The organism is Burkholderia sp. D-99, from assembly GCF_011605345.1.
Taxonomy (GTDB): Bacteria; Pseudomonadota; Gammaproteobacteria; order Burkholderiales; family Burkholderiaceae; genus Burkholderia.
The window spans coordinates 100,894-115,227 of sequence record NZ_JAAOXM010000006.1; the positions used below are offsets into that span (position 1 = coordinate 100,894).

A 14,334-nucleotide genomic window follows, 5' to 3' on the forward strand; every position below is an offset into this window, starting at 1 on the left:
TCCGTTCAGTTCGTCGAGCCGGACGCGAGCGCCTTGAGCACCTTGTCGGTGATGTCGATGCGCGGGCTGACGTACACGGCTTCCTGCACGATCAGGTCGTAATTCTGCTGCTCGGCGATCTGCTTGATGACCTTGTTCGCCCTCTCGAGCACAGCCGCCAGCTCCTCGTTGCGGCGCTGGTTCAGGTCCTCTCGGAACTCGCGCTGCTTGCGCTGGAAGTCGGTATCGAGCTGCGCGAGATCGCGCTGCTTCTGCGCACGATCGGCCGCCGACAGCGACGTGCCGTTCTTGTCGAGCGAATCGGACATCGACTTCAGACGCGCCGCCAAGTCCTGCAGATCCTTGTCGCGCTTCGCGAACTCGGCTTCGAGCTTCGTCTGCGCCGCCTTCGCGGGCGCCGACTCGCGCAGGATCCGATCCGAATTGACCGCCGCGATGCGGGCGACGTCCTGTGCGTGCACCGTTGCCGCGCCCAAGGCCAGCGCAACGGTCAGCGCGCACATCACTCGTTTCGAAAACTTACCGGTTAGCAAAATTACCCTCTCGTTGCTGTTGTCATGCGTTCGGTCAGAACGCCGTCCCGATCTGGAACTGGAATTTCTGATACTGGTCGCCTTCGTGCTTCTGCAGCGGGAAGCCGAGGCTCAGCTTGAGCGGGCCGATCGGCGAGATCCACGCGAGACCCACGCCGTAGCCGTAACGCAGGCCGTTGGCGCCCGTACTCGTGCCGCCCGGCGCGTTGCCCCACACGTTACCGCCGTCGAGGAACGTGAACACGCGCAGCGTGCGGTCGTAACCCGTGCCCGGCAGCGGGAACGTCAGTTCGATGTTGCCGACGACCATCTTCGAACCGCCGATCGGGTCGTTCGTCTTCGTGTCGCGCGGGCCCAGCGAGCTCGGCTCGTAGCCTCGCACGGAGCCGATACCGCCCGCGTAGTAGTTCTTGAAGATCGGGTACGGGTTGCCGATACCGTTACCGTAGCCGCCCTGCAGGTTCATGCCCAGGATGAAGCCGCGCGAGAACGAATAGTAGTACTGCGCCTGCAGGTCGGCCTTGTAGTACTGGATCTTGCCGACCGGCACGCCGTACTCCATGTTCGCCTGCGTGAAGTAGCCGCGGCTCGGAATCAGCGCGCTGTCACGCGCGTCGCGCGACCACGCGACGGTCAGCGGCACCGTGTTCGACACTCGGCCGAACTGGTTCACGTAATCCTGGTAGCTCTGCGGCGTGTTCGAATCGACGTCGAGGCGGTTCTGCTCGAAGCCCGCGCCGAAGTAAACGGTGTCGACTTCCGAGAACGGAATGCCGAACTTCAGGTTGCCGCCCGCGCTGATGATCCGGAAGCTCGAGCTCGTCGAATAGTAGAGCGGCTGGTACGTGCGGTAGTAGACGTCCGTGATCCGCTTGATGCCGTCGACCGTGAAGTACGGGTCGACCTGCGTGACGGTCAGCGTGCGGTAGCTCTTCGCGGTGTTGACGTTCACCGACAGGCTCGTGCCCGAACCAAACACGTTGTCCTGCGACACGCCGGCCGACAGCACGACCTTGTCCGTCGACGAGAAGCCGGCGCCCAGCGTGATCGCGCCGGTCGGCTTTTCGTCGACCTTCACGTTCACGTCGACCTGGTCGTTCGTGCCGTCGACCGGCACCGTCGTCACGTCGACGTTGGTGAAGTAGCCGAGACGGTTCACGCGGTCCTTCGACAGCGCGAGACGGTTCGAATCGAACCACGAGCTTTCGAGCTGGCGCATTTCGCGGCGCACCACTTCGTCGCGCGTGCGCGTGTTGCCTACGACGTTGATGCGGCGCACGTACACGCGGCGGCTCGGATCGACGACGAGGTTCAGGTTCACCTTGTGGTTCGCCTGGTCGATGTCCGGCTGCGCGTTGACGGCCGCGAATGCGTAGCCGTATTCGCCGAGCTTGTCGACGATCGACTTGGTGGTCTGCTGCAGCTTTTCGGCCGAGAAGCGGTCGCCCGGCTTGATCTTGATCAGCTTGTTGAGTTCGGCTTCGCGATCGAGCAGGTTGCCCGACAGCTTGATGCCCGACACCGTGTACGGCTCGCCTTCGTGCAGCGTCACCGTCAGGTACATGTCCTTCTTGTCGGGCGAGATCGACACCTGGGTCGACTCGATGTTGAACTCGAGGTAGCCGCGGTTCAGGTAGTACGAGCGCACGGCCTCGAGGTCGCCCGTCAGCTTTTCCTTCGAGTACAGGTCGTTCTTCGTGTACCACGAGAACCAGTTCGGCGTCGACAGCTGCATCTCGTCGCGCAGCGTGCTGGTCTTGAACGCCTTGTTGCCGATGAAGTTGATCTGGCGGATCTTCGCGCTCGGGCCTTCGGCCACCGCGAACAGGATCGACACGCGGTTCGCGTCGACCGGCGTGACCGTCGTCTTGACCTCGGCCGCGTAGAAGCCGCGCGTGAGGTACTGGCGCTTGAGCTCCTGCTCCGCCTTGTCGACGAGTGCCTTGTCGTAGTAGCGGCCGTCGGCGAGACCGACCGCGCGCAGCGCCTTCGTCAGGTTGTCCTTGTCGAATTCCTTCGTGCCGGTGAAGTCGATCGACGCGATGGCCGGACGCTCCTGCACCTGCACGATGACGACGTTGCCCTGCGTGGCAATGCGAACGTCGTTGAAAAAGCCCGTCGCGTACAGCGCGCGGATTGCTTCGGATGCCTTGTCGTCCGTGAAGGTATCGCCCTGCTTGATCGGCAGATATGCGAACACCGAACCCGCTTCGACGCGCTGCAGCCCCTCGATCTTGATGTCTTGCACCACGAACGGTGCCGCTGCATGCGCCGCGAGGCCGTGAGCGGCAAGCGCAGCCGCCGCAACTGTCTTAGGTACAAAGCGATGAGGTTTGAACAACATGCATCCCCAATATTTAGCTGCATCAAATCGGGCGGCTGCCGAGCGGCCGCCGCCTGACGCTTCAGAAATGGATTAACCGAGCCAGATCGTTGAACAGCGCGATCGCCGACAACGCGACGATGCAGATCAACCCGGCTCTTTGCAGAATCAGCTGCCAGCGCTCCGAGACGGCTTTCCCGGTCGCGGCTTCAACCGCATAATATAACAGATGCCCCCCGTCCAAAACGGGAATCGGCAACAAGTTCAGGACGCCAAGGCTAATGCTGACAAGGGCGAGGAACGACAGGAACGCGGACGGACCGAGCCGCGCACTCTTGCCCGCGTAGTCGGCAATCGTCACGGGGCCGGACAGGTTCTTCAGCGACGCGTTGCCCGTGATCATGCGCCCGAACATCCGCAGCGAATACACGGAGATGTCCCACGTGCGGTGCGCGCCGAGCCGCAGGCTCTCGATCGGGCCGTAACGCACGTCGACGGACGGCGCATGCATCGACAGCGCCGCGCCGATCCGGCCGACCTGCTGCCCCGATTCATCGTCGCGCTGCATCTGCGGCACGATCGACACCGTCTGCGCGGCGCCGTCGCGCTCGATCTGCAGGTCGAGCGGCTTGCCCGCATGGTGTTTCACGAAATCGATGAAGCGCGACGCGCCGCCGATCGGCTTGCCGTCGAGCGCGACCAGCTTGTCGCCGGACTTCAGGCCCGCCTGCTCCGCTGCGCTGCCGGGCTGCACCGATGCGACCGACAGCGTGCCGCCACCGGTTTCGAAGCCCAGATGGGCCATGAAATCGTCGTCGAGCTGGGTTTCGGGAACGTTGCGGAGGTCGACGCGGAAATCGAACGTCGTGTTGCCGTCGCGTGCGCCGAGCACGATCTCGCTGTGATCGAACGCGGCCGCCAGCAGCTTCCAGCGCAGGTCCGACCACGATCGTACCGGCTCGGACTCGCCGCCCTGCGCGTCGCCTGTGCGCACGTTGCGGATCGACACGATCGTCTCGCCGCCGTCGAAGCCCGCGCGCGCCGCCGCCGTGCCGGCGGCCGGCGGCGCGACGATCGCGGCCGGCTCGGTCACGCCGGTGGCAAATACGACAGAAAACAGCACGATTGCCAACAGGAAGTTCGCAATCGGCCCGGCCGCGACGATCGCAATGCGCTTGTAGACCGACTGCCGGTTGAACGCCTGGCCAAGCTCCTCGGGCGGAATGCCGGGGCCGGAATCGCGCTCGTCGAGCATCTTCACGTAGCCGCCGAGCGGCAGCACGGACAGCGTCCACTCGGTGCCCGTCCTGCGGCTGACCCAGCGCGCGACGGGCTGGCCGAAGCCGATCGAGAAACGCAGCACCTTCACGCCGCACCAGCGCGCGACGCGATAATGTCCGTACTCATGCACGACGACCAGCACCCCGATCGCCACCGCAAACGCGATCAGTTCGACCAGCACGTTCATGAGCACCCCATTCAGACAGTACGCTCCACGCGAGGCGCAGGCGCTTTGGCAATGATTTCGGCGGCGAGGCGGCGTGCCTCGGCATCCGCCGCCAGGACGTCGTCGAGCCCGTCGGGCTCGCGGTTCGGCAGCGTGCTGAGCACGGTGTCGACCGTCGCCGCAATCGCCATGAAGCCGATGCGGCGCTCGAGAAACGCTTCGACCGCCACTTCGTTCGCCGCGTTCAATGCGGCGCTCGCGATGCCGCCTTCCTCAAGCGCCTTCAGCGCGAGCGCGAGGCACGGGAAGCGCGCGTAATCGGGCTGCTCGAACGACAGCTGGGCGATCTGCGCGAGGTCGAGCTGATCGACGCCCGCGTCGACGCGCTCGGGAAACGCGAGCGCGTGCGCAATCGGCGTGCGCATGTCGGGGTTGCCGAGCTGTGCGAGCACCGAGCCGTCGCGATACGACACGAGCGAATGGATCACGCTCTGCGGATGAATCAGCACGTCGATCCGGTCGCCCGGCAACCCGAAGATCCAGTGCGCCTCGATCACCTCAAGGCCCTTGTTCATCATCGTCGCGGAATCGACCGAGATCTTGCGGCCCATCACCCAGTTCGGGTGCTTGCACGCCTCGTCCGGCGTCACGTCGACGAGCGTGGCCGGCTCGCGCGTGCGGAACGGGCCGCCCGACGCGGTCAGGATGATCTTCGAGATCCCGCCGTGCTCGGCCGCATCGCGCGGCATGCACTGGAAGATCGCGTTGTGTTCGCTGTCGACCGGCAGCAGGATCGCGCCATGGTCGCGCACGGCGTCCATGAAGATCGCGCCCGACATCACCAGCGCTTCCTTGTTCGCGAGCAGGATGCGCTTGCCTGCGCGCGCAGCGGCGAGGCTCGGCGCGAGGCCCGCCGCGCCGACGATCGCCGCGACCACCGTGTCGCAACCGTCGCTCTTCGACACGTCGACGAGCGCCTGCGGCCCGTGCAGCACAGTCGTCTTGCTGCCCGCCGCGCGCAGTTTCGCGTCGACGTGCGCGGCGGTCGCGGCGTCGCCGACCACCGCCACTTCAGGCGCGAAGCGCAGGCATTGCTCGACCAGCTTGTCGCCGTTGCGGTGCGCGGTCAGCGCGTAGACCGAGAAGCGCTCGGGATGGCGCGCGACCACGTCGAGCGTGCTGTCTCCGATCGAGCCCGTGGAACCGAGCAATGTCAGACGTTTTTGCATAACAGAAATAGTGGTTTAACCAAGCAGCAGCATCGCGAGCGGCAGCACCGGAAGCAGCGCGTCGACACGGTCGAGCACGCCGCCATGGCCAGGCAGCAGTCCGCTCGAATCCTTCACGCCCGCCTGCCGCTTCAGCAGCGACTCGAACAGGTCGCCGATCACGCTGTACGCGACCAGCAGCGTCAGTGCGGCCCATGCGCCGGGCATCCCGTAGCGCACGGCGAACGCGGAAAACAGGGTCGGCTCGAACGCATGCGCGGCCATCGCGACACCGGCGACGACCATCACGGCGAGCCAGCCACCGATCGCGCCTTCCCAGCTCTTGCCGGGGCTGATCGTGATGGCCAGTTTACGCTTTCCGAAGGCCTTGCCCGCGAAGTATGCGCCGATATCGGCCAGCCAGACGACCAGAAGCAGCGACAGCACGAACGGCACACCCCGCGCGCGCGCCGCGACGAGCGCGTGCCAGCAGGCTGCAAAGACCACGAGGCCGGCCGCCAGCAGGAACGGCCGCCATACGCCGCCCGCGAGTTCAGGCTTGCGCCGCAGCGCGAACGGGCCGACCAGCAGCCAGAACACGCCGGCTGCCATGAAAAGGGGACGGGACGAAGCGGCATCGACGCCGAGCGGCGCCGTTGCCGCGAGCGCAAGCGCCGCGACGACTGCATAAATGACCGGGCCGAAGCCGCCGAGCTTGAGCAGGCGCGCCCATTCCCACGCGGCGAACACGAGCACGACGCCGATCAGCGCGCCGAACGCGTTGAGCGGCGCGAACAGCGTCACCGGCAGCAATACCGCCAGCATCACGATCGCCGTGATCACACGGGTTTTCAGCATGAAAAGGAGTCGGCGTTCTGCGATTGCGGTTCGAGCTGTGCGCTCGTGCGGCCGAAACGGCGCTCGCGCTCCGTATACGACGCCATGGCGTCGGCCAGTGCCGCGCCGTCGAAATCCGGCCAGTATTTGTCGGTGAAATAGAATTCGGCGTACGCGAGTTGCCACAGCAGGAAGTTGCTGACGCGCTGCTCGCCACCGGTACGGATGAAAAGATCGGGCTCCGGCGCATAGGCCATCGCCAGGTGCGGCGCGAACGTGTCCTCGGTCACTTCGACCTCGCGCCCCTCGCGCACGGCCTGCTCGACGAGCTTCTTCGTCGCCTGCAGGATGTCCCACCGGCCGCCGTAGTTGGCCGCGATGGTGAGCGTAAGACGGGTATTGCGCGCCGTCTTGGTTTCGGCGCGGCGAATCAGTTCGCGGATGCGCGGCTCGAAGCGGTCGAGATCGCCGACGACACGCAGGCGGATCCCGTTCGCATGGAGCTTGCCGACCTCGCGCTCGAGCGCGGTGATGAAGAGCCGCATCAGGAACGACACTTCGTCGTTCGGCCGGCGCCAGTTCTCCGAACTGAACGCGAACAGCGTCAGGTATTCGACGCCGGCGCGCGCGCAGCCTTCGACCACCGCCCGGACGGCATCGACGCCGCGGGTATGCCCCGCGACGCGCGGCAAGCGGCGTTCGGTCGCCCAACGGCCGTTGCCGTCCATGATGATCGCGATGTGACGCGGCACGACGCCGACGTCAGGCACGCGAACGGTAGAGCTGGTATAGGTCATGGCCGTTGAGACAGTAATGCGGGAAGAAGGCGGCGCGCGAGGACGGTCGTCAGACCGTCATGATCTCGGCTTCCTTGCTCTGCACGAGCTTGTCGATTTCGGCAACGTGCTTGTCGGTCAGCTTCTGCACGTCGTCGCTCGCACGGCGCTCGTCGTCTTCCGAGATTTCCTTGTCCTTCACGAGCTTCTTGAGCGCTTCGTTCGCGTCGCGACGCAGGTTGCGGATCGCGACCTTGGCCGTTTCGCCTTCGCTCTTGACGACCTTGGTCAGCTCGCGGCGGCGCTCTTCCGTCAGCGCGGGCATCGGCACGCGGATCAGGTCGCCGGACGTTGCCGGATTCAGGCCGAGATCGGCTTCGCGAATGGCCTTTTCGACCTTCGCGACCATCGGCTTTTCCCACGGCTGCACGCCGATCGTGCGTGCGTCGACGAGCGTCATGTTGGCGACCTGCGAGATCGGCACCATCGACCCGTAGTAGTCGACCTGCACGTGATCGAGCATGCCGGTGTGCGCACGGCCCGTACGGATCTTCGCCAGATCGCTCTTGAATGCATCGATCGAGCGCAGCATCTTCTGCTCGACGCCCTTCTTGGTATCAGCGACACTCATTTCAACCTCCGAACCTTCAAACCTTCAAAAAACGCGGGCACTGCCCGGCGCGCCACGCACGCCAGGGCCGACGACCCGCATCCGCGGGAGTTTACACGTGGACGAGCGTACCTTCGTCCTCGCCCAGCACGATGCGCTTGAGCGCGCCCGGCTTGTTGATCGAAAAAACACGAATCGGCAGCTTCTGGTCGCGGCACAGCGCAAAGGCCGTCGCATCCATCACCTGCAGGTTGCGGCTGATCGCCTCGTCGAACGTGATCGTCGTGTAGCGCGTGGCCGACGGATCCTTCTTCGGATCGGCAGAATATACGCCATCGACCTTGGTCGCCTTCAGCACGACTTCCGCGCCCACTTCCGAACCGCGCAGCGCGGCGGCCGTGTCCGTCGTGAAGAACGGGTTGCCCGTACCGGCCGCGAAGATCACGACGCGGCCTTCCTCGAGCTGACGGATCGCGCGGGGCCGGATATACGGCTCGACGACCTGGTCCATCCGCAGCGCGGACTGTACGCGTGCCTCGATGCCGGCGTGGCGCATCGCGTCCTGCAGCGCCAGCGCGTTCATCATCGTCGCGAGCATCCCCATGTAGTCGGCCGTCGCGCGGTCCATGCCGGCCGCGCCACCCGCGACACCGCGGAAAATATTACCGCCACCGATCACGACCGCGAGCTGCGTACCGAGACGCACGACTTCGGCGATATCGGCCACCATCCGTTCGATCGTCGCGCGATTGATGCCGAAGGCATCGTCGCCCATCAGCGCTTCGCCGGAGAGTTTGAGAAGGACGCGTTTATAGGCATTGGACATAGGGGCTTCCGAGCGACGAGAGGATGACAACCACGAACTGTAGGGGCGAAATACTGATTCGGGCAAGCGCCGGCGGTCGGACCGGGTTTCCCGGCCGGCCGGCGGCGGCGCCGACCGCGGCGGAACGGACGCCCGCCGCGGATACTGCCTGACTGCTTACGGCTTACTGCTGCTTTGCTGCTGCGACTTGCGCGGCCACTTCGGCGGCGAAGTCGTCCTGGCGCTTCTCGATGCCTTCGCCGACGACGAACAGCGCGAACTTCTGCACTGCCGCGTTCGCTGCCTTCAGCATCTGCTCGATCGTCTGCTTGTCGTTCTTCACGAACGTCTGGTTCAGCAGCGACACTTCCTTCAGGTACTTCTGGACGCTACCGTCGACCATCTTCGCGACGATTTCAGCCGGCTTGCCCGATTCCGCGGCCTTCTGCTCGGCCACGCGGCGTTCCGTTTCGATCAGTTCCGCCGGCACGTCGGCCGACGACAGCGCGACCGGCTTCATTGCCGCGATGTGCATCGCGACGTCCTTGCCGACCTGCTCTTCCGCGCCCGTGTACTCGACGATCACGCCGATACGCGCGCCGTGCAGGTACGTTGCGATCTTGTTCGCGGTTTCGAAGCGGACGAAACGGCGGATCGACACGTTCTCGCCGATCTTGCCGACCAGTGCCAGACGCACTGCGTCGACCGTCGAGCCGTCGAGCGGCAGCGCCGACAGCGCAGCCACGTCGGCCGGGTTTTGCGTCGCGACGAGTTCCGCAACCGTCTTCGAGAACGCGAGGAAGTCGTCGTTCTTCGCGACGAAGTCGGTTTCGCAGTTCAGCTCGACCAGCGCGCCTGCGTTGCCGCCGACGAACGATGCGACGACGCCTTCGGCCGTCACGCGCGATGCCGCCTTGCTCGCCTTGTTGCCGAGCTTGACGCGCAGCAGCTCTTCAGCCTTGGCCAGATCGCCGTCGGCTTCCGTCAGCGCCTTCTTGCACTCCATCATCGGTGCGTCGGTCTTTGCGCGCAGTTCTGCCACCATGCTTGCGGTAATTGCCGCCATCATTCGCTCCTTGAGTCTGTATTCACAACGCCGCCCGCTTGGACGCGAACGGCCGAAATTCGTTTCCGGACCCGCGCCGATTCGGCGCGATCAGGTCCGGCGCACAAGCTTAAAAAAAGGGGGCCTGTTGAGAGCCCCCTTTTTGCGCCGGCTCGGGGCCAGTTACGCGTTTTCCTCGACGTACTCGTCGTCGCCGCGTGCGGCCTGGACCACTTCGTTGACCGCGTTCGCACGGCCTTCGAGGATCGCGTCGGCCACGCCTTCAGCGTACAGCGCGACTGCCTTGCTCGAGTCGTCGTTACCCGGGATCACGTAATCCACACCTTCCGGCGAGTGGTTCGTATCGACCACGGCGATGACCGGCACGCCCAGCTTGTTCGCTTCGGTGACGGCGATCTTGTGGTAACCGACGTCGACGACGAAGATTGCGTCCGGAATGCCGCCCATGTCCTTCACGCCGCCGATCGACTTCTGCAGCTTGGCGATTTCACGTTCGAACAGCAGCGCTTCCTTCTTGCTCATCTTCTCGGTTTCGCCCGATTCGACAGCTGCTTCCATGTCCTTCAGGCGCTTGATCGACACCTTCAGCGTCTTGAAGTTGGTCATCATGCCGCCGAGCCAGCGTGCGTTGACGTACGGCATGCCTGCGCGCTGCGCTTCCTGGGCGATCGTGTCACGCGATTGACGCTTCGTGCCGACGAACAGGATCGTGCCGCGGTTCGCTGCCAGCTGGCGCACGTACTTCTGTGCGTCCGTGAACATCGGCAGCGTCTTTTCGAGGTTGATGATGTGAATCTTGTTGCGGTGACCGAAAATGAACGGAGCCATCTTCGGGTTCCAGAAGCGCGTCTGGTGACCGAAGTGGACACCCGCTTCCAGCATTTGGCGCATCGTAACTGCCATGTAAATTCTCCACGAGGGTTGGGTCTTAAGCCGGCTGCCGTACCGCCGCGCGGATCTGCCCGAAAGGCACCGATTCCGCGCGGCCGGCACCCTGGTTGCGCCGGCTTGCGATTCGACACGTGCAAAACGCCCGTGCCGTAAGCCTTTCACCGCGATGCCGCCCCAGAATGGGACAAACTCGGCATTTGGATGTCGACTTAGCCAAAGAGTATAGCACGCCGATTTGTCCGCTCTCAAGTCGCTCACCACTTTCGCTTGCCGCGCGGCAGCCCGCCGGACAATCCGCGAAAACCCGCACCCGCACCGCCGGCAGGGGCTGCGACGCCTGCCAGAAGGTGCGATAATCCGTCAATTCACCGCATTCCAGGCATACCTCGATGACTATTACGCTCAAAAACGAACACGATATCGCCGAGATGCGCGTCGCCTGCCGTCTCGCGAGCGAAGTGCTCGATTTCATTACGCCGCACGTCGTCGCGGGCGTCACGACCGCCGAACTCGACCGCCTCTGTCACGAGTTCATGCTCAACGAACAGGGCACGATCCCCGCGCCGCTGAACTACCAGCCGCCCGGCTATCCGCCGTACCCCAAGGCCACCTGCATTTCGGTCAACGACGTGATCTGCCACGGCATTCCCGGCGAGAAGGTGATCAAGAACGGCGATGCGCTGAACATCGACATCACCGTGATCAAGAACGGCTATTTCGGCGACACCAGCCGGATGTTCATCGTCGGCGACGGTTCGATCCTCGCGAAGCGCCTCGTGCAGACCACCTACGAGTGCATGTGGCTCGGCATCGACCAGGTCAAGCCCGGCGCGCACCTCGGCGACATCGGCTACGCGATCCAGAAGCACGCGGAAGCACAGGGCTACAGCGTCGTGCGCGAATACTGCGGCCACGGCATCGGTACGGTGTTCCACGAGGATCCGCAGGTCGTCCACTACGGCCGTCCGGGCACCGGCATCGAACTGAAGGCCGGGATGATCTTCACGATCGAGCCGATGATCAACGCCGGCAAGCGCGACATCCGCACGATGCCCGACCAGTGGACGGTCAAGACGCGCGACCGCAGCCTGTCGGCGCAGTGGGAGCACACCGTGCTCGTCACCGAAACCGGCTACGACGTGCTGACCGTGTCGGCCGGCACGCCGGCGCGCCCCGTGTTCGCGCAACCGGCCGCAGCAGTCTGAGCGCCGTCGCGCCAGCCCGCCCCGCCCGCACCTGAACGGCCGCCCATGAGTGCTCACGCCGCCCCCTCGCCCGACGCGCTGTCGCGGCGCGCCGAATTCAAGGCCGCCAAGACGGAGATGCTCGAGCGCTTTCGCCGCGCGGCGAACGTCGCATCGTTGATGCACGCACTGTCGAAACTCACCGACGAAGCGCTGAAGCGCGTATGGGACGACTGCGGGCTGCCCGCGACGCTCGCGCTCGTCGCCGTCGGCGGCTATGGGCGCGGCGAGCTCGCGCCCTATTCCGACGTCGACATCCTCGTGCTGCTGCCCGATGCGCACGACCCGGCGCTCGACGCGCGCATCGAGCGCTTCATCGGGATGGCATGGGATCTCGGCCTCGAGATCGGCAGCAGCGTGCGCACGGTCGCGCAGTGCATCGAGGAGGCGTCGCAGGACGTCACGGTGCAGACCTCGCTGCTGGAAGCGCGCCGCATCGTCGGCAGCACTGCGCTGTTCGAGCGCTTCACGGTGCGCTACCACGAGGCACTCGACGCCCGTGCGTTCTTCACTGCGAAGGTGCTCGAGATGCGCCAGCGCCACGCGAAGTTCCAGGACACGCCGTACAGCCTCGAGCCGAACGTGAAGGAAAGCCCCGGTGGGCTGCGCGACCTGCAGACGATTCTGTGGATCGCGCGCGCGGCGGGGTTCGGCAGCAGCTGGCGCGAACTCGACACGCGCGGCCTCATCACCGATCGCGAAGCGCGCGAGCTGCGCCGCAACGAAGGTTTCCTGAAGACGCTGCGCGCGCGGCTGCACGTGATCGCCGGCCGCCGCCAGGACATGCTCGTGTTCGACCTGCAGACGCAGGCGGCCGAGAGCTTCGGCTACCAGCCGACGCAGGCCAAGCGCGCGAGCGAGCAGCTGATGCGCCGCTACTACTGGGCCGCGAAAGCCGTCACGCAGCTCGCGACGATCCTGATCCAGAACATCGAGGCGCAGCTGTTCCCCGCGACGAGCGGAATCACGCGCGTGCTGTCGCCCGATCGCTTCGTCGAGAAGCAGGGCATGCTCGAGATCGTCGACGACGGCGTATTCGAACGCCATCCCGACGCGATCCTCGAAGCGTTCCTGCTGTACGAGACGACCCGCGGCGTGAAGGGCCTGTCCGCCCGCACGCTGCGCGCGCTGTACAACTCGCGCGAAATCATGAACAACGCGTGGCGCCGCGATCCGCAGAACCGGGACACGTTCATGCGGATCCTGCAGCAGCCCGAAGGCATCACGCACGCTTTCCGGCTGATGAACCAGACGAGCGTGCTCGGCCGCTATCTGTTGAATTTCCGCCGCATCGTCGGCCAAATGCAGCACGACCTGTACCACGTGTACACGGTCGACCAGCACATCCTGATGGTGTTGCGCAACATCCGCCGCTTCGCGGTGGCCGAGCACGCGCACGAATATCCGTTCTGCAGCCAGCTGATCGGCAACTTCGAGCGCCCGTGGGTGCTGTATGTCGCGGCGCTGTTCCACGACATCGCGAAGGGCCGCGGCGGCGACCACTCGACGCTCGGGATGGCCGATGCGCGGCGCTTCTGCCGCGAGCACGGTATCGCCGGCGACGACGCGTCGCTGATCGTATGGCTCGTCCAGCATCACCTGACGATGAGCCAGGTCGCGCAGAAGCAGGACACGAGCGACCCCGAAGTCATCAAGCGCTTTGCCGAAGTCGTCGGCAACGAACGCTACCTCACCGCGCTGTACCTGCTGACCGTCGCCGATATCCGCGGCACGAGCCCGAAGGTGTGGAACACGTGGAAAGGCAAGCTGCTCGAGGACCTGTACCGCATCACGCTCGCGGTGCTCGGCGGCGCCAACCCCGACGCGCATTCGGAGCTGAAGTCGCGGCAGGAGCAGGCGCTCGCGCTGCTGCGCCTCGAGACCGTGCCCGACGACGCGCACCGCGCGCTGTGGGATCAGCTCGATGTCGGCTTCTTCCTGCGTCACGACGCGGCCGACATCGCGTGGCAGACACGCGTGCTATACCGGCACGTGAACGCGGAAACCGCGATCGTCCGCGCGCGGCCGTCACCGATCGGCGACGCGCTGCAGGTGCTGGTGTACGTAAAGGACCGCCCCGACCTGTTCGCGGGCATCTGCGCGTATTTCGACCGCAACGGGCTGTCGGTGCTCGACGCGCGCGTCAGCACGACGCGCCACGGCTATGCGCTCGACAACTTCATCGTCACGCAGACCGAACGTGACGTGCGGTACCGCGACATCGCGAATCTCGTCGAACAGCAGCTCGCGACGCGGCTCGCCGAAACCGCACCGCTGCCGGAACCGTCCAAGGGCCGCCTGTCGAGGCTGTCCCGGACGTTTCCGATCACGCCGCGCGTCGACCTGCGGGCCGACGAGCGCGGCCAGTACTACATCCTGTCCGTGTCGGCCAACGACCGGCCGGGCCTTCTCTATTCGATCGCGCGCGTACTCGCCGAGCATCGGATCGGCGTCCACGCGGCGCGGATCAATACGCTCGGCGAACGCGTCGAGGATATCTTCCTGCTCGCGGGCGCCGGCTTGTCCGACAACCGCCTGCAGATCCAGCTCGAAACCGAATTGCTGCGAGCGATCGCAGTCTGAGTGAATTCCAG

At 65.2% G+C, this 14,334-nt stretch carries 12 protein-coding genes; 2 read left to right on the forward strand and 10 right to left on the reverse strand.

What is annotated here, in order from left to right; translation table 11 throughout:
- Positions 1-5: 5 nt before the first annotated feature.
- The 10 genes from HAV18_RS22445 to rpsB all read right to left on the reverse strand — a co-directional run bounded on the left by HAV18_RS22445 (position 6) and on the right by rpsB (position 10,508).
- A complete protein-coding gene (locus HAV18_RS22445) occupies positions 6-503 on the reverse strand; it encodes an OmpH family outer membrane protein (protein ID WP_048248617.1) in 498 nt (165 codons plus the stop codon).
- A gap of 64 nt (positions 504-567) precedes the next feature.
- The gene (gene bamA, locus HAV18_RS22450; protein ID WP_208102082.1) at positions 568-2,877 is read right to left on the reverse strand and encodes an outer membrane protein assembly factor BamA; all 2,310 of its coding nucleotides are present in this window, start codon (positions 2,875-2,877) and stop codon (positions 568-570) included.
- A 61-nt stretch (positions 2,878-2,938) separates the two neighbouring features.
- Positions 2,939-4,324, reverse strand: a complete 1,386-nt coding sequence (gene rseP, locus HAV18_RS22455; protein ID WP_166960014.1) for an RIP metalloprotease RseP — start codon at positions 4,322-4,324, stop codon at positions 2,939-2,941.
- 11 nt (positions 4,325-4,335) lie between these two features.
- Entirely contained in the window at positions 4,336-5,532 is a 1,197-nt protein-coding gene (locus tag HAV18_RS22460; protein ID WP_166960016.1) for a 1-deoxy-D-xylulose-5-phosphate reductoisomerase, read from the reverse strand.
- 15 nt (positions 5,533-5,547) lie between these two features.
- The gene (locus tag HAV18_RS22465) at positions 5,548-6,369 is read right to left on the reverse strand and encodes a phosphatidate cytidylyltransferase (protein ID WP_166960018.1); all 822 of its coding nucleotides are present in this window, start codon (positions 6,367-6,369) and stop codon (positions 5,548-5,550) included.
- A complete protein-coding gene (gene uppS, locus HAV18_RS22470) occupies positions 6,363-7,145 on the reverse strand; it encodes a polyprenyl diphosphate synthase (RefSeq protein ID WP_166960020.1) in 783 nt (260 codons plus the stop codon). Before uppS ends, HAV18_RS22465 begins: the two co-directional genes overlap by 7 nt.
- 49 nt (positions 7,146-7,194) lie before the next feature.
- On the reverse strand, positions 7,195-7,755 hold the full coding sequence (gene frr, locus HAV18_RS22475; protein ID WP_014896735.1) for a ribosome recycling factor: 561 nt from the start codon (positions 7,753-7,755) through the stop codon (positions 7,195-7,197).
- 91 nt (positions 7,756-7,846) lie between these two features.
- A complete protein-coding gene (gene pyrH / locus HAV18_RS22480; protein WP_011352459.1) occupies positions 7,847-8,560 on the reverse strand; it encodes a UMP kinase in 714 nt (237 codons plus the stop codon).
- 163 nt (positions 8,561-8,723) lie between these two features.
- Positions 8,724-9,605 (reverse strand): translation elongation factor Ts, encoded by an 882-nt coding sequence (gene tsf, locus HAV18_RS22485; protein ID WP_166960022.1) that lies wholly within the window; start codon positions 9,603-9,605, stop codon positions 8,724-8,726.
- Between the two features lie 162 nt (positions 9,606-9,767).
- Entirely contained in the window at positions 9,768-10,508 is a 741-nt protein-coding gene (gene rpsB, locus HAV18_RS22490) for a 30S ribosomal protein S2 (RefSeq protein WP_011352461.1), read from the reverse strand.
- Positions 10,509-10,885: 377 nt separating this feature from the next.
- Between rpsB and map the strand changes: the two genes are divergently transcribed.
- Positions 10,886-11,701 carry a type I methionyl aminopeptidase gene (gene map, locus HAV18_RS22495; protein ID WP_166960024.1) on the forward strand — a complete coding sequence of 272 codons (816 nt, stop codon included), beginning with the start codon at positions 10,886-10,888 and terminating at the stop codon, positions 11,699-11,701.
- 45 nt (positions 11,702-11,746) lie between these two features.
- Entirely contained in the window at positions 11,747-14,323 is a 2,577-nt protein-coding gene (locus HAV18_RS22500; protein WP_166960027.1) for a [protein-PII] uridylyltransferase, read from the forward strand.
- Positions 14,324-14,334 lie beyond the last annotated feature (11 nt).